Source organism: Sphingomonas panacis (assembly GCF_001717955.1).
In the GTDB taxonomy this organism is placed as follows: Bacteria; Pseudomonadota; Alphaproteobacteria; order Sphingomonadales; family Sphingomonadaceae; genus Sphingomonas; species Sphingomonas panacis.
In genome coordinates this window covers 999,111-1,021,346 of sequence record NZ_CP014168.1, presented here as the reverse complement: position 1 = coordinate 1,021,346, position 22,236 = coordinate 999,111, and the positions used below count along the sequence as shown (strand labels likewise).

Below are 22,236 nucleotides of genomic sequence, written 5' to 3'. Positions count from 1 at the left end.
TGGGACGATCTATGACGAAATATGGCTTGCGCACGGGTTGCGCGTTCGCGGCGCTGTGCATCGCGGCTTATACGCCCGCATCGGCCCAGACCGCGCCGGCGGCACCCGCCGAAGCGGACAGCGCCCAAGCGCCCGGTGCGACCGAAACCGGCGCGGACATCATCGTCACCGGATCGGCCCGCCAGCAACGCCGCTTCGACGTTTCCTACGCGGTCAACTCGCTCAGCAATGCGGACATCCAGAAGCTTGCGCCGGTCAACTTCGCCGACCTGCTCGGCAAGCTGCCCGGCTTCGCGGTGGAAAACACCGGCGGCGAGGTTCAGAACATCTTCCGCCTGCGCGGCCTGCCCAGCGACGGCGGGCTCGTCACCTTTCAGCAGGACGGATTGCCGCTGTTTCACGAAAATGACGGCAATTTCTTCCGTGGCGACGATCTCAACCGGTTCGACCTGATGACCCAGCGCGTCGAGGTCGTGCGCGGCGGCCCGGCGCCGGTATATGCCAGCTACGCGGCGGCGATCGTCAACAACATCACCGTGTCGGGCACCGCCACCACGCGCGGTAAGGCGCAGGTCACGCTCGGCGACACCGGCCTCTACCGGCTCGATGCCTATCAGGCCGGGCCGATCGACGATTCGACCTATTATGCGATCGGCGGATTCATCCGCCACCACGACGGCTATCGCGATAACGGCTTCCCCAATGATCGCGGCGGCCAGATCCGCGCAAACATCAAGCACGACTTCGCGACCGGCTCGCTGCGCGTGTCGCTCAACTACCTCAACGACCACAACGTCTTCTATCTGCCGATCCCGACCGCCGATCCGCGCAATCCCAGCAAATCGCTCAACCAATATATCGACTATTTCAGCGGCACGATGAACTCGCCCGCGCTGCGCGACGCGACGATCCGTTACCGGCAGGCGGATGGCACGACGCGCTCCGTCGGCGCCGATCTCGGCAATGGCCGTCATACCGAATTCGGCAATCTCGGCGTGCAGTATGACACCGATCTCGACGGCTGGAAGATCGCGGCCAAGGGCGGCGTGAGCGTCGGCAAGCTGCATTTCGACGCGCTGTATTCGACCACCAACCCGTCGGATGCCAATGCGTTCGCCGGCAGCTACCTGACGGCCGCGCGCACCGCGTTCGGCGCCGGCGTCAGCCGGCTCGGCTATGCGATCGCGGGCACCAAGGGGGCTGAGGTCTACGATCCCAACGCGACTTCGGGTCTGGTCGTGCCCGGCCAGTTCCGCGACGTCATATCCAAATTCTATTCGACGCAGGGCGATTTGAGCGTCACGCGGTCGATCACCACCGGCTTTGGTACGCACGACCTGCGTGTCGGCGTCTATGGCAGCCTGTACGGCGAAACCAACGAGGTCGCCTATCAGGACTATCTGCTCGAGGTCCGGGGCAAGCCGCGCACGCTCGACCTGATCGCCTATAACGCGGCCGGCCAGGCGCTCGGCTCGGTCACCGACAATGGCGTGCTCCGCTACACGACCACGCTCAACCGCGGCAACACCAACGCGTCGATGTATGCACTTTATGCGAACGACACCTGGGAAATACTGAACGGGCTGACGCTCGACGGCGGCATCCGCCACGAACGCTACAGCTTCAGCGGCTATGCCTTCGCGACGGCGTCTGCCGATCTCGGCGATCGCACGACGCTCGCCGACAACAGCGTGCGCGCGTTCACCGGGCAGGTCATCTCGTCGAAGCTCAAGCCCGACATCACCAACTGGACCGCCGGAATCAACTACGATGTCACGCGTCATCTCGGCGCCTATGCGCGCGCCTCGCACCTCGAGACGCCGCCATCGACCCAGGTCACCTATCAGATCAATCCGACGATCCTGACGTCTAAGGCGAACCAGTATGAGGTCGGGTTGAAGGCCGCGTTCGGCCGGTCCTATCTGTACCTGATCGGCTTCTACACCCGTTACAATCCGCTCAACGCCTCGTTCGTGGCGCTCGACCCGGTGACCGGCCGCAATGACCAGTCGGTTCCGTTCGTCGGCAAGGCGGACATCAAGGGTGTCGAGATCGATGGCAATCTCGCCCTGCCGTATGGCTTCGCCGTCACCGGCGCGCTGACGATCAGCGATCCGAAGTACAAGAGCCTGACCAACGCCAACGGTGCCAGCCCCGGTAACGTCGAGGGCAACCAGATCGTTCGCGAGCCCAAGGTCTATGGCAACATCCGCCCGTCGGTCGATTTCGATCTGGGCGGCAACGACGTCCAGATTTACGGGCGCTACGAATATGTCGGCAAGCGCTATGTCGACTTCTTCAACAACACGGCGCTTCCCGCCTATCAGACCGTCGGCGCCGGGGTCACGCTGACGCACGGCACCTGGCAGATGCAGGTCGTCGGCGACAACATCTTCAACGCGCACGGGCTGACCGAAGGCAACACGCGTACCGACCAGTTGAGCGGTCAGGGTACTGCCGACGCGATCTATGGCCGTCCGATCTTCGGCCGTAATTTCCGGTTCGTACTCAGCAAGTCCTGGTGAGGCGGGCGCGCACGGTGCTGGCGGGCGTGGCGGGGATGTCGCTGATCATTGCCGCCGCCCCGTCCGTGGCGGCGGACTCGCCGGCGACCGCGATGGTGACCGACACGGTCGTCGATGGTGTGTCGGCGCGGCTGTTCCCGATGCTCGGCGCGATGACTCGTTCGGCTGCCTGGACGCACGCGCTCGACTCGGACCGTGACGTCAAGGCGCTACGGCAGGCACGCGCGGCGCGGATCGCCGCCTGCGGTGCGACACCGGCGTGTCTGGTCGAGGCGATGCTCTGGACCGATCAGGAGCGCGCGACGCTTGAGCAGGCGCTGGATCGGCTGGCGCACGGCGGGCGCTTGCCCGCGCCGGCGCCGAGCGCGGATCTCGGCCTTGCGGCCGCGATCGACCGGGAACTGGCCGGACTGAATGTCATCCTGCGTGTCTATGGGCTAGGATCGCCGGGGCGCTATGCCGCGATCGACGGGCCGATCTTCGCGAACGGCACGCTGTTCTTCGCCGACAGCGTCAAGGTCGCGATCGATACCGCCCGTGCGGCATCGGACGCGCCGCCGGAAACGCTTGCGGCGGGGATGCGGCTGGCGCTCGCGCTGCTGGACGCGAATGACGCTACGGCGGCGATGCGGTTCGAGCCGCTCGACCAACGCGAGAACGCCGGCGCGCGCGCCGCTGCGGCGCATATCGATTGGTCCGCGTACCGCTATGCGCTGCTGATCGTGCCGGGTGTCGGGCCGGAGGACAGCGCGACGATGCTCAGTCCGCGCGGTAAGCTCCACCTCCTGCTCGCGGCGCAGCGTTATCGCGAGGGCCTCGCGCCGTTCATCCTCGTCTCGGGCAGCGCGGTGCATCCGCGCGGGACGCGGTTCATCGAGGCTGTCGAAATGCGCCAAGCGCTGATCGCGCGCTACGGCATACCGGCCGATCGCATCATCCTGGAACCCTATGCGCGGCACACGACGACCAATTTGCGCAATGCGACGCGGCGGATGGTCGCGCTCGGCATCCCGATCGACCGGCCAGCGCTGATCGTCACCGATGCCGAGCAGAGCGCGTATATCGAAAGCCCGGTCTTCGCCGACCGCAACCGCGCCGAACTCGGCTATCTGCCGGGGACGATCGGGCGTCGCCTGTCGGTTTACGATCTCGAATTCCGCCCGTCGCGCCTGTCGCTGCGGCAAGACCCGCGAGACCCGCTCGACCCATGAACGCGAAATGGCTCCTTGGCTGTGGATTGCTCGCGGTGGCGAACCCCGCCGCCGCGCGCGAGACGCCGGCGGATCTGGTCGATCCCTTCGTCGGCACGCTCGCCGATTTCGGCCAGCTTTCCCCAGCCGCCGTCGCGCCGTTCGGCATGGTGCAACTCGGCCCCGATACCAGCCCGGCCAACCACGCGGGCTATGACCATGCCGCGACGACGCTGCTCGGCTTCTCGCATACGCGCGGCGTGGGTGTGGGCTGCGGCGGTGCCGGCGGAGACCTGATGATCTCGCTGCGCTATGCCGATCGGGCCGTCGCGAGCGCGATCGACAAGCCGAGCGAAGCCGCGCACCCCGGCACCTATCGCGTCCGCTATGACGGCGGCATCCTCGCCGAAATGGCGGCGACGCGCGGCGCCGGCGTGTTGCGCTTCACGGTGCCGCGCGCAGGCGCTGTCGATCTGCGGATCGACCCCCGTCACAGCTATTCGAAGCGGCTGGCCGCACGCTGGGCAACGCTGACCAGCGACGATCTTCGCGCCGATCTGGTGGCGGGGACGGTCTGCGACGCTGGCGCTTACCATCTGCACAGCGCCAGTCGGATTCGCGTCAATGGACGCCCGGTCCACCAGCGCCTGTCGGCGGACGCGGCGGATCTCGCGACGCTGCGGATACCGGCGCGCGCGGGCGACACGATCGAGATACGCACCGGCCTGTCGAGCGTCGATGGCGACGGTGCGGCCGCGACCCGCGACAGCGAAATCGGCGAGCGTTCGTTCGGCGCCGTCGCGGCGGGAACGCGCGCGGCATGGAACCGAATCCTCGGACGCGTCGTGCCGGCGGGGCCGCGCGACCGGCGCGCGCTGTTCTACACCTCGCTGTACCGGGTCATGGAAACCCCGGTCGCGATCGATGATCCGGATGGTCGATATCGGGATAGCAACGGCCGGGTGGCGACATCGCGCGCCGGGCAGACTCATTACACCAACTGGTCGCTCTGGGACAATTACCGCACGCAGATGCCGCTGCTCGCGCTCCTCCAGCCCGAGCGCAGCGCCGATATCGCGCGGTCGCTGGTCGCGCTCTACGCGGCCGGCAAGCCGCAATGGTCGACCGCCAACGAGCCGTTCCTGACGGTCAGGACCGAACATGCCGGAATCGCCCTGCTCGACCTGTACCGCAAGGGTATCGCAGTCGATGCGAACGCAGCGCTTGCCGGCATGGTGGCGGACAGCGCCAGCCTCAAGCGCGGAACGCCCGACGAGCAGATCGAGGCCGCCTACGACGATTGGGCGACCGCCGAACTCGCGCGCGATCTCGGTCGCGCCGATGTCGCGCGGACCTTCACCGCGAAGGCGCAATCCTATCGGGCGATGTGGCGATCGGTGTTCGAGACGCCCGGCGCGGACGGCGATGTCGTCAAGGCGCGGGGCCTGTATCAGGGAACATTGTGGCAATATCGCTGGGCACCGATCTTCGATTTGCCGTGGATGGCTGAAACGGTGGGGCGGGACCGCTTGCTGAAGCAACTGCACCATTTCTTCGATGCCGGCCTGTTCAACATGACCAATGAACCGGACATCCAGGTGCCGTGGATGTTCGCCGCGCTCGGAGAACCCCAAGCCACGTCGGATCTGGTCCGCACGATCCTGACCAAGCCGATCGCGCATCCCTATACCAACAGCGGCAAGCTGCCGGTGCCGTTCGTCGGGCGCAGCTTCGCGCTGTCGCCGCAGGGGTTCGCCGACGGGATGGACGACGATGCCGGCGGCATGACGGCGTGGTACGTCTTCGCGACTCTCGGCCTGTATCCGCTGGTGCCCGGCGAACCATGGTACATGCTGACGGCACCGGCGTTCGAGCGAACCCAGCTCGACCTCGGCAAGGGGCGGCGGCTGACGATCCGCCGCGCCGGGCCGGAGGACGGCGCGATCGTGCGAGCGCGTTTCAACGGCCGCACGCTGCCGCGCTTCCGGCTGACGCATGCCGATCTTCTGCGCGGAGGCACGCTGACGATCACGACCGCGCCGCGAACGGTGCGAAATGTCCCGCAACTGCAAGACATCGGCGCTAAGGCGCAGACCGATGGAGCCACGCGCCCCCAATAGAGATGCCTGCTCCCCGCTCCATCCGGCGCGGATGCTGGGCTATGCCAGCGGCAATTTTGGCAAGAACGCGCTTGCCTCGACGATGGACTTCTTCCTGCTGTTCATCCTCACCGAACGATGGGGCGTTTCGCCGGTGATCGCCGGCCTTGTCGTGATGATCGGGCTGGTCTGGGACGGCATCTGCGATCCGCTGCTGGGGGCGCTGCTCGACCGTGCATCAGATCGGAACGCGGTGTATCGCCGGATGCTGTTCATCGGCGCGCCGATCGTGGGCATTTTCTTCGCGATCTTCTTCATCGATCCCGGGTGGCGCGGGAGCGCCATCGTGATCTGGGCGATCGCGACCGTGATGCTGTTCCGTACCGCCTATTCGGCATGCGACGTCGCGCACAATGCGCTGATGATGCGCCTGACCGAGATGCCCGGCACCGCCACGACGGTATCCGGGCTGCGTTACATGTTCAGTTGCCTCGGCGCGCTGGCGGTCGCACATTTCGCCGGGACGTTCGTCGCTTCGTCGGGCGGGGCCGACCATGACCTCGTCACCGTCACGGGGCTTGCCGCCATGTCCTATGTCGGCACGCTGTGGATCTCGGCGGCATCCGCGCCGCGATCGGCGCAGGCGCGGGCCATCTCTTCGCCGCGCGCGTCGCTGAGCTGGATCGTCTCCAATCGCCCGCTGCTCCTGCTGCTCGCGCTGGGCTTCGCGCAGGCGCTGACGCTCCCCGTCTTCGCCCGGTCCTTCGCCTATATCGGCAAAGGCGTGCTCCGTGACGCGGCCTGGACGGGAACCGCGCTGACGACACTGGCCGTCGCGCAATTGGTCGCGCTCCCGATATGGATGGCGATTGCGCGCCGTATCGAGCGGCGCCACGCGCTAGGCCTGGCGCTGGGCATCGTCGCGGCGGGGCTTGCCGTCTTCGCGACCGGGCCGACCGCCAAGATGGCGGGAATCGCGCTGTTCGGCGTCGGCAACGCGGGTTTGCAGATGATGATCTGGGTGCTGCTTGCCGATGCGGTCGAGCATGGCGAGCGGCGAACCGGAATCCGGTGCGAAGGCCTTCCCGTCGCGCTGCTGCTGCTGATCCTGAAGATCGGCGGAGGCCTGAGCGGCGCGCTCCTTGGCCACGGGCTTTCCGTGATCGGCTGGGCCGCGGGACGGCCGATCGGGCCGCTTGCCCAGAAGAATCTGCTGGCGATGGCGTGGATGCCCCCGCTGATCGGCGCGCTTGCCTGTTTGATGTTGCTGGCGTGCCTGAAGCTCGCCCGTCAGTCGGGATCAAAGCTCCGGGCGTGACCCGATTGGAAAGATCATTTCAGCCAGTCGTCAGACCGGCGGGCCGGGTCAGCCGATCGGCGCGAGTCCGTCCATGATCGCGGTCAGCGCGAGCGCGGTCTGGAGTTCCATCGCGCTGTGGCCCGCGTTGGTCCTGACATAGCTCGCCGGTGCGGCGCCCGCGCCGGCCAGCGCATCGACCAGCCGCGACGCCTGCGTGAGCGGACAGACCTGATCGAAGCGACCATGCACGATGTGGATCGGCAGGTGCGCGATCCTGTCGACGTTGCCGAGGATGTAATCGGGTTCGAGGAACAGGTGGCTGGCGAAGAAATGCGCCTCGATCTGCGCGAACGACAAAGCGAATTCGGCGTCGCCGAACTTGCCGGGGTCGTCGTCCTGGGGGATCATGTTCGAGATCGTCCCCTCCCACACCGACCATGCCAGCGCGGCGCGAAGCTGGCGGGCGCGATCGGCATCGTCGGTGGGCGTGGCGTCGAAGATCGCCTTGTACGAGCCCATCATGTCCGATCGGTCGCGCGTCGGGATGACCTCGACGAACGCCTTCCACTCGTCGGGATAGGTGATGTAGCTGCCCGGCGCGGTGAGCTCGAACGGCGCGTCGGCGAAGGTGGCGGCATTGCCCTGGTACATATATTCGAGGTCTTGGCGCGCGCCGATGAAGATGCCGCGCAGCACCAGCGACGCGACATTGTGCGGATGCCGGATCGCATAGACGAGCGCCAAGGTGCTGCCCCAGCTACCGCCGAACACGTGCATCGGCCCGGCGATACCGAGCGCATCGCGCAGGGCGTTGATGTCCTCGACGAGATGATCGGTCGTGTTGCGGACCAGCGCCACGCCCGGCCCGACTTGCGCGACGGTCGGCGTGCTCTTGCCGCAACCGCGCTGGTCGAACAGGATCACCCGGTAGCGCGCCGGATCGAAGAAGCGCGACATCACCGGCGCACAGGCGCCGCCGGGGCCGCCGTGCAGGAACATGACCGGCTCGCCCGACGGATTGCCATATTCTTCCCAGTAGAGCGTATGATCGGGCTGGCGATCGACCTGGAGGAACCCGGTGCGGTTTGCGGCGCGCTGCGGATATTTCCACGCGCCGCCGACGGTGCTCGCGCTCTGGAGTTCCGAAAGATCGATCATGTCCGCACCCGTCCTGTCAGTCGTGCCATATGGAAGCCTTACGCTTCGCCACGTAGAGTCTTGCCCGACCGGCGGGTGCGATATCAATAGGCGTAATCGTCATCCGCGTAGGGCCACGCGATCAGCGACGCGGCGACGTGTCCGGTGCGAGATCGATCCAGACCGGTGCGTGATCGCTGCTCTTTTCCCAGCCCCGCACGTCGCGATCGACGCGCGCGTCACGCAGCCGTGAGGCAAGCGGGGGGCTGAGCAGCAGATGGTCGATGCGGAGCCCGGCGTCACGCCCATAAGCGTTCCGAAAATAGTCCCAGAAGGTGTAGATCGTCTCGTCGGGATGGATCGTCCGCAGCGAGTCGGTCCAGCCCTGCGCCACCAGCCGGGCGAATGCCGCGCGGACTTCGGGGGCGAACAGCGCATCGTCCTGCCAGCGCTCCGGCTTGTAGACGTCGCGTTCGGTCGGCATCACGTTGAAGTCGCCGGCGAGCACGACAGGCATGCCGGTGTCGATCAGATCCTGTGCGTGGCGGATCAACTGCTCGAACCAGCGCATCTTATAGTCGAACTTCGGCCCCGGGCGTGGGTTCCCGTTGGGCAGGTAAAGCCCGGCGATCAGCACGCCGTTCACCGCAGCCTCGATATAGCGGCTCTGGCCTTCGTCGGGATCGTCGGGCAGGCCGCGCCGGGTCTCGACGGGCGTGCCGGCGCGGCTGAGGATGGCGACGCCGTTCCAGCTTTTCTGTCCATGCCAGATCGCCTGATAGCCGGCGGCTTCGATCGCAGCGTGCGGGAATTTTTCCTGCGGTGCCTTGAGTTCCTGAAGGCACACGACATCGGGTTCTCGCTCCGCCAGCCAGCGCAGCAGCACCGGCAGGCGGCCATTGATGCCGTTCACATTATAGGTCGCGATTTTCACGGTGATCGCTAGACCGGCAGCCGGTCGCGCGTTTCGGCGTTGATGTCGAGAGCGGGCATGCGCGGCTTTCCTGATTGCGTGGGTGATGGGCCGTCGCGCGGCGGCGAGCGTCAGCGCAACTGGCTGTCCTTGCTGCCACGGCGGTTGAACAGCGCGGCGGCGGGGCGATCACGTCCGCTCTGGCATGTGACGCAGGTTCGCACGCCGGGGATGGCGATGCGCCGGCCTTCGGGAATGTCGTCCCCGCAGGAGGCGCAATATATTTCGCTCTCGCCGGTCGGCATGCGTGCGCGCGCCGCGTTCACCGCGTCCATGACGGTATCGTCGATCTGGTCCTGCACCGCGCCATCGCGCGTCCATCCGCCTGCCATCGGTCTGCTCCTCGTGCCATCAGCACAAAGCGGGAGGCGGGTGCGGGGTTCCACGATGCCAGGCCGTGCCCGCCGTTGCATGGCGCGGGCGGCCGGCATCACGCGCCCGCAGGCGCGGCGCGCGGCCCCGCGTCGGCGTCAGGCTTGGCGGATCTTGAAGACGCTGGCGTGGCGGGTCGGCAGGCGGCCGGGCACGTCGATCGACAGCGCCGTCGCGGTCTGCCGGAACCGCACCGGCCCCGCGCCGAGCAGGTCCACCCCGACGACGCGACCGCGCGCGTGGGGTGCGCCTGCGCGCAAGGACGCGATCTCGGTCGTGCCGGTCGGTTCGCCGAGCGTGATCGCGTAGAGGGTGTCGCCCTTGGTCGTGAAGCGGATGTCGCGCGGGGAATATTCCGCCTTTTCCTTGAACATGCCCTCCGCCGCCTCGGTCGGCCCCTCACCGTACAGCGCCCACGGCCGCGTGCCGTGGATCGCCTCGGCGTTGACCGCCATCCACGCGGCGAGATCGCTCAGCAGCGCGTCCGATTCAGGCGGCAGCGACCCGTCCGCGTACTGGACGACGTTCAACAGCATGTTGCCGTTCTTGCTGACGATATCGGCAAGCATGGTGAGGATTTCGCCCGACGTCTTGTATTTGGACTGGTCGCTGTAGAACCAGTCGCCGTTCGAGGTATCGGTCTGCCAGGGGAGCGGGTTGATGCCCTTGAGCACCCCGCGCTCGACATCCTGCACCATCCCTTCCTTGAAGAACTCGCCGGTGCCCGAGTCCTTGCAATTGTAGACCGCCTCGAGCTGGCCGGTCCGCGCGATGCTGCTGTTGTAGAGATGCGCGACCAAAGTGCGGCCGACCTCGCCGAACGGCAGGCCGCCGTCCGAATACAGCAGATCGGGCTGATAGCTGTCGACGAGATCGCGGATGCGTTTCAGCCAGAGCTGATGATACGCCGGGTCGGTGGTGTACCAGCTCGCCTTGGTGTCGAGGAACGGTTCGGTGCGGTTGGCGTGATACAGATCGGCATAGGCCGGATCGGCGCCGTCGTAGTTCACGCCGAGCTTGGGCCAGAACTGGTCGTAGAGATGGTTGGGATACCACCAGTTATGGCTCGCGCCGAGATGCTCGGAGACGCCGAAGCGCAAGCCATGCCGTTTCGCCGCCGCCTGCCACGTGCCGACCACGTCGCGTTTCGGCCCCATCGCCACCGCGTTCCAGCGGTGATGCTTCGAATTCCACAGATCGAAATTGTCGTGATGCACGCCCATCGACACGAAATATTTCGCGCCGGCTTTCGCATAGCGCGCCATCAGCGCTTCGGGCTCCCAGCGCTCGGCTTTCCAGAGCGGGATGATGTCCTTGTAGCCCTTTTCCGACGGATGGCCGTAGGTCTTGAGGTGGTGGTCGTAATGGGGGTGACCCGGCACATACATGAAGCGGGCGTACCAGTCGCCCTGGCGCGGCACCGCCTGCGGCCCCCAATGGGACCAGATGCCGAACTTCGCATCCTTGAACCAGTCGGGCGTGCGATAGGTCTTCAGCGAGTCTCGCGTCGCGTTGAACGGGCCGCGTGCGATCGTGCCGTCTGGCATGGGCACCGGTGCCGCTGCCGCAGGAGCCACCCGTGCCACCGCCCCGGCGCCGAGCGCGAGGAGCGGGCCATAGAGGATCTCGCGCTTGCTGAAGTCTGTCATCATTCGCTCCCGCTGGCAGAATGTTTTGTTTAGGTTCGCACCGCACGCGCGGGGCGTGTACCGCATCGCCCGATAGGTTTGTCGAGCATCGCCGCCGCTCGGGCGCGCATGCTACAGGCGACCGAGCGGCCGGTGGCGGCGTGTGCCGGAGACATGCCCATCGAACCCCTTTCTCAATGTCGTTGCGGCTCTTCGAGGAGCCGGCGTAGCCGATCGTTGGTGCAATATAATCCTGTTGTATGCAAGTTGTGATGCTTTGGTAACATTCTGCGCTCCGTCGGCGATCGAGCGACCAATCGGACCGGGCATCGCCATAACGACGCCTGTCGGGCTTTATCGCGGACGCTTACACCAGCGCGTTGCGGCGGATGAGTTCCCTGTACCAATGCGCGCTCAGCTTGGGCGTGCGCTTCTGCGTTTCGAAATCGACGTAGTGGATGCCGAACCGGTTGGTGTAGCCGTCGGCCCATTCGAAATTGTCGAGCAGGCTCCACAGGAAATACCCCTTGAGCGGATAGCCCTCGGCGGTGGCGCGGCGGAAGTGCGTCAGGCAGTTGCGCAGGTACATGACCCGGTCGGGATCGAGCACCTGTCCGTTCGGCGTCACCATATCGTCCGCCGAGCAGCCGTTCTCGGCGACGAAGATCGTCTTGGGCTTCCACAGGTCGCTGACGCTCCGCACCGACCAATAGCCGACCTCCGGGCTGACATAGAGCCAGGGCGATGGCATGCGCGGCGAGTTGAGCGTGCGCGGCAGCACCGAATAGCCGCTCGGCGTGTCATCGGCCATCACGTAGAACGGCGTGTAGACGTTGATCGCGAGGAAATCGAGCGGACTGCCGATCGCGGCCATGTCGCCGGGCTGGACCACGGGCGCGGCGGCACCCTGGGCGGTGAGGTAGGAATCCATGTAGCGCCCCTCCATGATCGCGGTGAGGAACATCGCATTCTCCTGCCGGGTCGCGCGCAGCGTCGCCGCGATATGCTCGGGCGTCTCGACGACGGGAACGAAGAAGGTGGCGTTGTCGGCGACACCGACCTGCGTACCGGGGCGCGCGGCGGCGCGGATCGCGCCGACGCCGAGGCCATGCGCGAGGATCGCGTGATGCCGCACCTGATTGAGCTCGCGCGGCGGCAGCATCAGCCCGGGCGCGTGGGTGCCGGACTTATGGCCGAGGTCGGAGAAGCTGCGCACCTCGTTGACCGTCATGAAATGGTGGACGCGGTCGGAGAGCTTGCCCGCCATGAAGCCAGCGTAATCCGCGAACGCCTTGGGCGTGTCGCGGTTCTGCCAGCCACCGGGCAGCGCCTGCGGCAGATCCCAGTGGAACATGGTGACGTATGGCGTGATGCCGGCCGCGAGCAGCGCGTCGATCACACGGTTGTAATGATCGACGCCTTTCTGGTTTGGCTGGCCCTTGCCTTCGGGAAAGATCCGCGACCAGGCGAGCGACATGCGGTAGGCGCGCACGCCGAGGTCTTTCATCAGCGCGATGTCCTCGCCGTAGCGATGATAGCTGTCGCTGGCGACATCCCCCGTGGCGTTGTTCGCGACCTTGCCGGGCGTGTGCGAGAACACGTCCCAGTTGGTGAGGCCGCGACCATCTTCCTTCGCCGCGCCCTCGATCTGATAGGCGGCGGTGGCGCAGCCCCAGAGGAAGTCCGGCGGGAAGCCGGACGCGTCGGTGCTGCGCTCGGCCGCGCGCGGCGCTGCAGCGGCGCTCGACGCCGCCGTCAGGGTGGCGCCCGCCGTCATGCTCCCCACGACAAACTCGCGACGATCCATCACTTGCTCTCCTTCAGGGGTACGGCCTTGCCCGTTATTTGCGCGCGGTAACGATCTCGACGAGGCCGCCGAGCGTCTGCCCGGTCGGCAACGCGCCCGACGCGGTCAGCCGTTGCCCGGCCTCGTCCCAGTGCAGCACGGCGCTTTTCCCGCCACGCGCGCGATAGTCGTTGGAGGTGCCGTCGTCGTCGTACAGCGTGAACCGGGCGTCGCGCCCCGGATAGACGCGGACCTTTTCGAGCATCTGGCGTGTCGCGGTGCTGGGCACCTGCACCCCGATCGGCACGATCGACCCGGCCCGCACGAACACCGGGATACGGTCGATCGGCGCGGCGGCGTCGATCCACTGGCCGCCGGGGAGTTTGGCGTTGGTCCACCAATCGTACCAGTCGCTGCCGGCGGGAAGATAGACCTTGCGGCTGGTCGCGCCCTGTTCGGTGACGGGGGCGACGAGCAGCGCCTGCCCGAGCATATATTCGTCGCCGATCGTCGCGGCGTGCGGATCGGCCGGGAAATCCATGAACAGCGCGCGCATGAACGGCGCGCCGGTGTCATAGGTCTCTCGCCCCAGCGCATAGAGATAGGGGATCAGCGCATAGCGCAGGCGCAGCCACTGCGCGAGGATCGGCTCGGCGGCGGTGCCATATTCCCAGATTGCGGTGCCGGGTCGCTCGCCGTGGATGCGCAGCGTGGGGGTCAGCGCATTATATTCAAACCAGCGCACGAACAGTTCCGGGTAATCGCGATACTCCGGCGCCATCGCGGTCGCGCCGGCGGGATCGACCAGCACCGGGCGCGGCGCGGGCGGGCCTGCGGGGGTCTGCCAGCCGCCGGTGTCCGACCCCCAATAGGCGAGGCCGGAGGCGGTGAAGCCGAGCCCGGTCGGCACCTGCCGCCGCAGCGCTTCCCATGTCGCCTGCACGTCGGACGACCAGAACAGGCAGCCGTTCGCCTGCGTGCCGGTATAGGCGGCGCGGCACAGGATCATGTTGCGGACGTTCGGACGATCCGCCGCCGACCCGTCCGCCACCGACGACGTGTGCAGCAGCGGGAACAGGTTGTGATAGCGGTCGCCCGATCCGATCGAATAGAAGGCGCCGTCCGGCACGAGATCGGGCTCGGTCTCGTCGAGCCAAGTATAGTCGAAGCCCTGGCTCAGAATATTGTCGCGGATGCGCTGCCAGAACCATGTGCGCGCTTCCGGGTTGGTCGAATCGAGCAGCGCGCCGGCACGGTCGGCCCGCACCGGGAGGCCATCGACGACCTTGCCGTCCTTGTCGTGGAGCAGCCAGCCCTTCGCGGCGAGCATGTCGAAGTAGCGCGATTCGCGCTCGAAGCGCGGCCATACGCTAATGATCGAATGCAGCCCCATCGCATGAAGCTGGTCGTTCATGCCCTTGGGGTCGGGGAAATAGGTCCGGTCGATGTCGATCTGGCCCATCCGCGTCCAGTAGAACCAGTCGAGCACCATCGCGTCGAGCGGATAGCCGCGCGTGCGATAGCCTTGCGCGACCGACATCAGTTCGGCCTGGCTTTCGTACCGCGCCTTGGACTGGATCAGCCCGAACGCCGCCTTGGGTGGCAGCGGCGTGGTGCCGGTCAGGCGGCGATAGCCAGCGTATAATGCGTCGGTGGTCGCGCCGGTGATGACGAAGAACGAGACGCGTTCACCGACCTGGCTCTGGAAGCGTGTGGCGTTGTGGAGCCCGGCCGAAACAATGGTCGCCGCCGGATTGTCCCACAGGATCGCATAGCCTTTGTTGGTGACGAGGAACGGCACGCACACCTGTTCGCCGGCCGGCGCGTCGTAAGAATGGCGGCAGTCGATCGTCCGCCCGCGCAGATCGAGCACGCCTTCCTGGTTCTGGCCGAGGCCGTAATAATGCGTGTCCGCGGTATCGGTGAAGCTCGCGCCGACGCGGAAGGTGTGTTCGCCGTTGACCGTTTGTGGCGCCATCTCCCAACCCGTCATGCGCGTGATCGCGCGGCCGTCGGCCCCGGCGATGGTGACAGACACCGGCGGCAGCGCCGGCGCGAAATAGCGCTCCATCTGAGTCGGCGCCTTGGGCCAGGGCTGCGCCGCGACCGTGACGGAGAGCGCGGCCGAGCGGAACACGTCGCCGCTCGCATCGGCCGCGTGCTTCCAATCGGCATCGTCGGTCTTGCCGGTGATGCCCGGACCGGGGGCGGTGGTGGCGAGCGCGCGATCGACCGCGACCGTGATTCGCACGATGTTCGGCCCATAGCCCTCGACCGCGACGATGCTGCCGTTGCGATCGACCGCTGCCAGCGGGTCGGCGGCTGCTCCCGGCGCATAGAGGAACAGTGCGGCAGCCAGAAGACTGGTGGAGCCTGAACGAGCCGCCAGTGTTCCGGCGATGGATGTCCTCATTATATCCCCTCCTCATCCCGTCCGGGAAGCCGAAGCGCAGGGCGTGGCCGGCGCGCGTCGTTGGAATAGGAACGACTCTTCGACCAATGGCAAGCGGAAGCCGACCGTCAATCTGACGCGGGAGCGCGGACTCAGCCGGCGTTCACGCCTTGAGGATCAGGCCCTTGCGGTCCATCCACCAGCCCACCGCCCAGCACAGCATCGTATAGGCGAAGGCGCACAGCAACGACCCGAACGCGCCGGGTGCGATCCGCTGGAACAGTTCGATGCCGATCCAGCCATACAGGCCGCCGTCCGCGCCGGTATCGATCATGTTGATCGCGGTCACGAACAACTCCGAGAACAGATAGATGGCGAGCGGATTGCGGCCGAGGATGATGAAGAAGCGCGTGCCCCGCTTCACGCCGGCGATCTCGACCAGCGCGATGATCGCGGCGAGCGCGATACAGTCGATGCCGATCGTCAGCAGCACATAGGAGCCGGTCCACAGTTTCTTGGCGAGCGGGAACCACGGCGACCAGGCCAGCCCAGAGGCGATCAATACCACGCCGATGATCGCCATGCTGCGGATGGTCCGCGACAGATCGCCACCGCGCTGCACCGCCAGCCCGGCGAGATAGCCGGCCAGCACGTTGACGATCGCCGGCACCGTGCCGAGCAGCCCCTCGGGATCGAAGCCGCCGTCCTTCTTGTAGAGGTGGCCGGGGCCGAACAGCCACAGATCGAGCCGCGTGCCGACCGTGCCGAATTTGTCAAAGGCCATGCCCGGCGGCGACAGGAACACCAGCATCGCCCAATAGCCGAGCAACAGCACGGCGCTCGCGATCAGGATCTGCCGCACGGTCAGCCAGCGCACCAGCAGGCCGGCGGCGACATAGCATAAGGCCAGCCGTTGCAGCACGCCGGGCACGCGGGTGAGCGCGAACGGGATCGGCGCCCAGCCGGCATCGGTGTGCGTGACGAACGGGAACCAGTACATCAGGAAGCCGAGCGTGAAGATGATCGCGCCGCGTTTGAACAACCGAGTCAGGTAGGGCGCGGTGTCGATTCGCCGCCGGCCCGCGAAGCTCATCGCATTGCCCATCGCGAACAGGAAGGTCGGGAAGATCGAATCGGCCAGCGTGAAGCCGAACCATTTGGCGTGGACCAGCGTCGCGTAGGCGGGTGCGCCCGGCCCGGCGGTGTTCACCAGGATCATCAGGAAGATGGTGAGGCCGCGAAACACGTCGAGCGCGGTGAAACGGCGTGGGTTGGACGGGGCGAGCGTATCGGTCATGGCTGGTCCGCATCTGCGAGCAACCGCCCGAGGCTGGCAAGCGGTGTCGCCGGGCGGTGGCGCGGCCACAAGCGGCCATCCTTCAGCCAGCCTTGCTCCCACGCCTTGACGGCGGTGGTTGTCGCCGCTTCATCGAACGGCTGGTGCGCGAGCGCTGCCTTGCGCTGCGCGGTGAGGAAGATCTGCCAGCGCGGCAGGTAATAGCCGGCGTAGAGGCCCTGCCAGGCACGCGAGGCATAGTCCGAGAGGTTGCCTTCGCCACCCCAGACGGTGACGATCGCCTTGGCCTGCTGCTCGAACGCATCCTTCTCGGCGGGCGTGTCGCCATACGCGCGGGCGTCTGCGATCCAGCTTCCCAGCGTCTCCTGCTGGTTGCCGATCAGCGCGTCGATCTCCTGCGCGAGCCGTGCGGCGGATGCGGCAGCGGCGTCGCCCTTCGCAACGTCGCCCGCCGCATAGGCCGCGACCGCGCCGCACAGCCGTGCGTCGAGCTTGAGGCTGGCATAGTGGCGCGCGAAATCGACGAGATCGTAGGTAAAGAGCGGCGCGGGCTGCTTGGGCGCGTTGGCGAGCAGCCCGGCGATCCCCGCGCGCAGCGCCGCCGCGTCGCCGGGGGCGGCGGGATAATCTGCTGCCGCCAGCGTCGGGCGTTTGAAGAACAGATACGCGCCCGCTGTGTTCCGCCACCAGCGCGGCGTCCAGTAGCGCGTGGAATAGGCGCCCGCGATCACCTTGCCCCACGCCGCGACCAGCCCGGGCGAGGCGGCGCCGTAGCGGGCGCGGGCATATTCGGCGATCCAGTCGGCAACCGGGCGGCGCGAATCCTCGCCCCAGGCGAGATCATAGGCATAGGTGTATGCGACCGAATTGCTGTGCAGCCCTTCGGGGAACAGCCCGAAGCCGGTCAGGTTGCCGCGCGCCGGGCTGGCCGCCAGCGCGGCCAGATCGGCGCGATAGAAACCGAGATCGCCATAGACCGGATTGCTGCCGCCGTAATTGTGGACATAGCCGTACACCCAGGTCTTGCCGTCGAACGCGCCGCTGGTCTGCCAGATGCCGGGATAGCGATCATTGCCGATGTCGAGCACCAGCATGCGCTGGTTGGGCACGCGGCTGAGGAAGGCGCGGATCGCCTCGGGCGTCCAGAACGTCTTGTCGGCGCCGAACAGCCAGCCCTGCATCACCCATGTCGCGTTGGGCGCGGCGGCAGTGACCGACTGGAACAGCTTTTCGCCATAGCCCGCCAGTCGCGCATCTCGCACCGCGGCGGGCAAAGCGGCGGCGCGGGTCGCGGCCGAATTGGCGATGCTGTCGCCATATGTGGCGGCGCTCGCGTCGCTGCCGTCTTCGGCGATCGGCGGCACCATCTCGTTGAAGGCGTCGGCGAGGTAATAGTCGCCCGCGCCGTAAGTCCGCGTGTAAAGCTGGGTGAAGCGCTTCGCGAGCGTGGCGAACAGCGGATCGGACGGGTCTAGCCAATAGGTCGGGGCGAACCCCTCCCACGCGCGCATGCGGTAGATGCGCGCCTTGGGGTGTTGGTCGGCAAACGCCTTGGGGACGTAGCCGGAGAACGCCGGCAGGATCGGCTTCATGCCAAGTTCGCGCATCCGGGTGAGGATGCGGCGCTGCAACTGGTGCTTCTTCTCGATCCAGCCCGGCGACAGCGGTGCGCGGTAGCCGGCGATGTTGCCCATTCGCTGCCACGGCAGGAATGGCGCGGCGGACATGCCCTGCGCGATGGTCGCGTCGTCCAGCCCTTGCTCGCGCCACAGCGCGCGCCAGACATAGTCCTGGCCCTCCATCGCCAGCGGCGTGTCGATGCCGCGCGCGGCCATCCAGTCAATCTCGTTCGACCAGCGCTGCCACGTCCACCACGGTGTCGTGTATCCAAAGGTGCAGGTGTTGAGATAGGTGCGCAGCGCGAAGGCCGAGCCGACCGGCCCGGTATCGCCCGCAGGCAAGCCGGTGAGCGGCGCGACGCGGCGCCCCTCCCAACTGAGCGACAGGCGGCCCTGCTGTTGCAGATAGTGCGCGGCGCCATGCACCAGCGCGACCGCGGACGATCCTTCGACCGTCATCCGGCCCGCCGCGACGCGGACCCGGTAATAGGGCTTCGCCGCCGGCCGGATCGTCAAGGCGATCCGACCGGCGGGAATGCCGAGCCGTCCAAGCGAATCCCGCGCCGGGTGGCTATCGGGGGAGTGCGCCTGGGCGGCACCGGCCGCCGCCAGCAGCAAGAGACCAGAACAGGGGAGGAAGGGTCTCTTCACGGCTGGGGCGATCGCTTCTCTTGTGGACGGTCGAATCAGAACCGTGCGGTTGCGGACAAATAGAAGGTCCGGCCGGTCTGGCTGGCCATCTGGAACGTGTCCTCAGTGGTCTGATACGCGTCTTCGTGCGTGTTGTTGAGGTTGATGATGCCGCCGGTGAAGCTCAGGAACTTCGTCGGCGAGAAGCCCAGCGCCAGATCCATCTGCGTGCGTGCGCGCACCGTATGGATTTCGCCGCCGTTGACGAAGAAGCTGTCGGCCGCATCCTGTTGGTACGAACTGCGATGGTTGACCGAGAAGCGGACGCTGAACATCTCGTTTTCCCAATAGGGCGTCAGGTTCCAGGTCAGCTTCGACAGGTCGCGCAGGTGGAAGCCGGTGCCCGCGGCCGGGCTGTCGGCATCGACATAGGTGATATTGCCGGTGGCGCCGAAACCCTTCAGCGGCAGGAACGGATCGAAGTTCTGCGATGCCGAGAATTCCACGCCCTTGATGTGGATCGTGCTGCTGTCGTTGAGCACGCGGCTGAAGCTGTAGTCGGTCTTCAGATCGGCCGACTGGCAGTTGGTGGTCTGCCCGTTGAGCGCGACGCCGTTATACGAGGCCGGGCAGTAGAACTGCGTGAAAGTGCCGTTCTTCACCGCCTTGTAGAAACCGGCGAGGCTGATCGAATTGCCCGCGCCGTAATAATATTCGAGGCTGATATCGGCCTGGTTGGCGGTCAGCGGCTTCAGCCGCGATTCGCCCTGCGCCACCGATACGCTGGGGCGCGATGTGCTGGTCGACGTGCTGATCGTGTCGGCCATCTGCGTCTGGCTGTTGAGCAGCGGGCGCACCAGCACCTTGGCGAGCGCGAGGCGCGCGACCAGCTTGGGCGTCAGGTCGAGCGCGAACGAGGCGCTCGGCAGGACGTTGCCGTAATCCTGGACGATATGCTCCTGGCCGATCAGCACCGCGCTGCTGTCGGTGCCATTGGTTACGCTGGTCGTGACGTTCTGATGGGTGTGCTCGTAGCGCACGCCGATGTTGCCGCGCAGCCGCTTGCCGCCGATGTCGCCATCGATGTTGAACATGCCGTACACCGACGGGATGTAGCGATCGACGCGGTAAGTGTTCGGCCAATCGCGCGTATCGGGGACGGTGTAGCCTTTCTGCGCCAGCACCGACTGCCACAGTGGCGCGTTCACCGACAGGAACGTGCTCGGGATACCCATCGAACCGCCGAGGAAGTTGGTGACAGGCACGCCGGTGGTCGCCAGATCTGGGATAAAGGCGTGTTCCGGGTAGGTGCCGGGTGCGGTGACGTCGCCGTCGCGGTCGTGGCGGAAGGCGTCGGTCTGGAAGCTTTCGTGGTGATATTTCACGCCGAACACCAGCGCCTTCACGCCATGCCAGCCGAGGTCTCGCGTGATGTCGAGCTGTCCGGCGGTATCCTTGGCGGACTGGATGTGCGTGGCGCCGTCGAGGAACGCGAACCAAGTGCGATTGGCCGTGGTGTAAGGCGCGCCGCTGTTTACGTTCTGCGTGTTGAACTTGACGTTGCTCGGATCGGAAATGTCGAGCGTGCCGCCGCCGGCGAAGTGGACCTCGTCGATCGACGCCCATTCGTACAGATGCGCGTCGCCCTGCGTATAGTGGCCGACGCCATGCACCTTCCAGCCTTCGGCCGGTTCCCAGTTGATCGTGCCGGTGTAGGCCTGGCTTGCCAGGTTGCGCAGTTCGGGCTGGTCATTGTTATCGACGTTGAAGTCGCTGATCGAAATCTTGTCCGCGACCCGGTTCGCGACGTGGTTGACCGTCACCGCCGAGGCCGCCCAGCGGCCGAACACCAACTGGCGCGTGTCGTAGGTGGTGTGGTCCTTCGAATATTCACCCTGCAACAGCACCTCGAAATTGGAGGTCGGCTGCCACTGGATCGCGCCGCTCGCCATCAACTGCTCGGTGTCGCGGTCGATGCGGCGGAAGCGCAGGTTGCCGGGCACATAGGCGTCGGACAGGAGCACGCCGGGATCGTACCAGTTCTTGATGAACAGATAGTCGCCGCGGTCGCGCAGCTTCTGGAAGCCGACGTTGAGCATCACACCGAGCGTGCCGCCGGCGAACTGGTTGATATAGGCGCCGCTGACCTTGGGCGTCACGCCGCCGCGATACTGCGAATCGTAGCCCTTCACGCCGAGGATGAAGTGCGGACCCTTGTAGCCGAGCGGCTTCACCGTATCGATGTTGACCGTGCCGGAAAGGCCGCCGGTGTCCATGTCGGCGGTCGGCGATTTGACGACCTGGATCGCGCTGGCGAGATCGGTCTGGATGATGTCGTAGCGGAAGCCGTCCTTGAAGTCGGCGCTGGCGAAGGTCTGCCCGTTGATGGTGGTGCGGGCATATTGCGCGCCAAGACCGCGAATGCTGATCGTCGAGCCACGGCCGTTGATGTTCGACATCTGCACGCCCGCGATCCGCTGAATCGCCTCGGTGACGTTCTGCGCCGGGAACTTGCCGATATCCTCGGCGGTGATGCCGTCCGAAATGCGGATGTCGTTGCGCTTGGCTGCGGCCGCCGAGCGCAGGCTCTCGCGGAAGCCGGTGACGGTGATGTCGGGGCCGACCGTCTCGTCGGTCTGGCCGCCGGCGCTCGCCTGGGCCGCCACATCGCTGGCCGGAGCCGTCTGCGCGGTGGCGGGGGCGATCGTCGCGACCGCCGCGACGCAACTCGTCGCCAGCAGCCAACCCTTCGTGCCGAACGCTCGCTTGTTGCCGTACATCATGAAAACCCCCTCTTGTGCTATAGTCGTTGCGTGCCGCGCACGGGCTTTTCGCCCTTTTCTGGCGCACTGAATCCCTGCGTCTGTAATCCGAGTGTCATGGAGAAGTCTGTTGCCTGTCAAGCAAAAATAAAGACAGAAACATAACATGTGTAGACAGGCCGACGAATTGGTATCGCAAACAGCGAGAAAAGTATCTGAATGTCAGGGAGATAGTGTGCACCCGCACATCGCGGAAAATCCTCTCCGTTGCCGAGTTTGGGAAAGCGGGCGCATGGCCCCGTCATAAGCGAGAGCGAATCGGCCTCAAGCGCCGGATGCACCTTGACGTTTCGCAATAAAATTACGCGAGGATCGTGTGCCTCGCAATCAATATCGAGATATTAGGGCGGCGCATGCGAGGTGTCTTTGTACGACCGCGCTTATTCGCCCAAAAAAATACACATAAGATACCATTGTCATGGCATCCGAACCATGCATAATGCCGGCACACAGGCTGCCGTCCCGA

13 protein-coding genes are annotated in these 22,236 nt (G+C 66.2%); 4 read left to right on the top strand and 9 right to left on the bottom strand.

The window, feature by feature from the left end; genetic code table 11:
• Positions 1 to 11 precede the first annotated feature (11 nt).
• The 4 genes from J0A91_RS04590 to J0A91_RS04575 are packed head-to-tail and all read left to right on the top strand — an operon-like array spanning position 12 to position 7,132.
• Complete coding sequence (locus J0A91_RS04590; RefSeq protein ID WP_069203917.1) at positions 12 to 2,525, top strand: TonB-dependent receptor; 2,514 nt, start codon at positions 12 to 14, stop codon at positions 2,523 to 2,525.
• The gene (locus J0A91_RS04585) at positions 2,522 to 3,736 is read left to right on the top strand and encodes a YdcF family protein (protein WP_240502203.1); all 1,215 of its coding nucleotides are present in this window, start codon (positions 2,522 to 2,524) and stop codon (positions 3,734 to 3,736) included. Before J0A91_RS04590 ends, J0A91_RS04585 begins: the two co-directional genes overlap by 4 nt.
• Positions 3,733 to 5,835: a glycoside hydrolase domain-containing protein gene (locus tag J0A91_RS04580; RefSeq protein WP_069203915.1), complete on the top strand. Its 2,103-nt coding sequence runs from the start codon at positions 3,733 to 3,735 to the stop codon at positions 5,833 to 5,835. The genes J0A91_RS04585 and J0A91_RS04580 overlap by 4 nt, the downstream gene beginning before the upstream one ends.
• On the top strand, positions 5,813 to 7,132 hold the full coding sequence (locus J0A91_RS04575) for an MFS transporter (protein WP_169833089.1): 1,320 nt from the start codon (positions 5,813 to 5,815) through the stop codon (positions 7,130 to 7,132). The genes J0A91_RS04580 and J0A91_RS04575 overlap by 23 nt, the downstream gene beginning before the upstream one ends.
• Before the next feature lie 48 nt (positions 7,133 to 7,180).
• Here J0A91_RS04575 and pip read toward each other — a convergent pair whose 3' ends face one another.
• From pip to J0A91_RS04530, 9 genes are all read right to left on the bottom strand, one after another.
• Positions 7,181 to 8,272, bottom strand: coding sequence for a prolyl aminopeptidase (gene pip / locus J0A91_RS04570; RefSeq protein WP_206364988.1), 1,092 nt, complete (start codon positions 8,270 to 8,272; stop codon positions 7,181 to 7,183).
• 121 nt (positions 8,273 to 8,393) lie between these two features.
• Positions 8,394 to 9,185, bottom strand: a complete 792-nt coding sequence (gene xth, locus J0A91_RS04565) for an exodeoxyribonuclease III (protein WP_069203913.1) — start codon at positions 9,183 to 9,185, stop codon at positions 8,394 to 8,396.
• Between the two features lie 110 nt (positions 9,186 to 9,295).
• Positions 9,296 to 9,556 (bottom strand): DksA/TraR family C4-type zinc finger protein, encoded by a 261-nt coding sequence (locus tag J0A91_RS04560; RefSeq protein WP_069203912.1) that lies wholly within the window; start codon positions 9,554 to 9,556, stop codon positions 9,296 to 9,298.
• Between the two features lie 138 nt (positions 9,557 to 9,694).
• Positions 9,695 to 11,245: an alpha-L-fucosidase gene (locus J0A91_RS04555; protein WP_069207033.1), complete on the bottom strand. Its 1,551-nt coding sequence runs from the start codon at positions 11,243 to 11,245 to the stop codon at positions 9,695 to 9,697.
• Positions 11,246 to 11,591: 346 nt separating this feature from the next.
• The gene (locus J0A91_RS04550; protein ID WP_069203911.1) at positions 11,592 to 13,031 is read right to left on the bottom strand and encodes a GH1 family beta-glucosidase; all 1,440 of its coding nucleotides are present in this window, start codon (positions 13,029 to 13,031) and stop codon (positions 11,592 to 11,594) included.
• Between the two features lie 34 nt (positions 13,032 to 13,065).
• On the bottom strand, positions 13,066 to 15,423 hold the full coding sequence (locus J0A91_RS04545; RefSeq protein WP_069203910.1) for a glycoside hydrolase family 31 protein: 2,358 nt from the start codon (positions 15,421 to 15,423) through the stop codon (positions 13,066 to 13,068).
• A 142-nt stretch (positions 15,424 to 15,565) separates the two neighbouring features.
• Positions 15,566 to 16,699 (bottom strand): acyltransferase family protein, encoded by a 1,134-nt coding sequence (locus tag J0A91_RS04540; protein ID WP_069203909.1) that lies wholly within the window; start codon positions 16,697 to 16,699, stop codon positions 15,566 to 15,568.
• The gene (locus J0A91_RS04535) at positions 16,696 to 18,969 is read right to left on the bottom strand and encodes an alpha-N-acetylglucosaminidase (protein WP_240502202.1); all 2,274 of its coding nucleotides are present in this window, start codon (positions 18,967 to 18,969) and stop codon (positions 16,696 to 16,698) included. The genes J0A91_RS04540 and J0A91_RS04535 overlap by 4 nt, the downstream gene beginning before the upstream one ends.
• A 35-nt stretch (positions 18,970 to 19,004) precedes the next feature.
• Positions 19,005 to 21,731, bottom strand: coding sequence for a TonB-dependent receptor (locus tag J0A91_RS04530; protein ID WP_169833088.1), 2,727 nt, complete (start codon positions 21,729 to 21,731; stop codon positions 19,005 to 19,007).
• Between the last annotated feature and the right edge of the window lie 505 nt (positions 21,732 to 22,236).

Bases quoted from the DNA above. Each gene is read 5' to 3' on its own strand.
- J0A91_RS04550 (WP_069203911.1), bottom strand. From the start codon at position 13,031: ATGGATCGTCGCGAGTTTGTCGTGGGGAGCATGACGGCGGGCGCCACC.
- J0A91_RS04575 (WP_169833089.1), top strand. From the start codon at position 5,813: ATGGAGCCACGCGCCCCCAATAGAGATGCCTGCTCCCCGCTCCATCCG.
- J0A91_RS04530 (WP_169833088.1), bottom strand. From the start codon at position 21,731: ATGATGTACGGCAACAAGCGAGCGTTCGGCACGAAGGGTTGGCTGCTG.
- J0A91_RS04540 (WP_069203909.1), bottom strand. From the start codon at position 16,699: ATGACCGATACGCTCGCCCCGTCCAACCCACGCCGTTTCACCGCGCTC.
- J0A91_RS04545 (WP_069203910.1), bottom strand. From the start codon at position 15,423: ATGAGGACATCCATCGCCGGAACACTGGCGGCTCGTTCAGGCTCCACC.
- J0A91_RS04580 (WP_069203915.1), top strand. From the start codon at position 3,733: ATGAACGCGAAATGGCTCCTTGGCTGTGGATTGCTCGCGGTGGCGAAC.
- J0A91_RS04590 (WP_069203917.1), top strand. From the start codon at position 12: ATGACGAAATATGGCTTGCGCACGGGTTGCGCGTTCGCGGCGCTGTGC.
- pip (WP_206364988.1), bottom strand. From the start codon at position 8,272: ATGATCGATCTTTCGGAACTCCAGAGCGCGAGCACCGTCGGCGGCGCG.
- J0A91_RS04555 (WP_069207033.1), bottom strand. From the start codon at position 11,245: ATGACAGACTTCAGCAAGCGCGAGATCCTCTATGGCCCGCTCCTCGCG.
- J0A91_RS04560 (WP_069203912.1), bottom strand. From the start codon at position 9,556: ATGGCAGGCGGATGGACGCGCGATGGCGCGGTGCAGGACCAGATCGAC.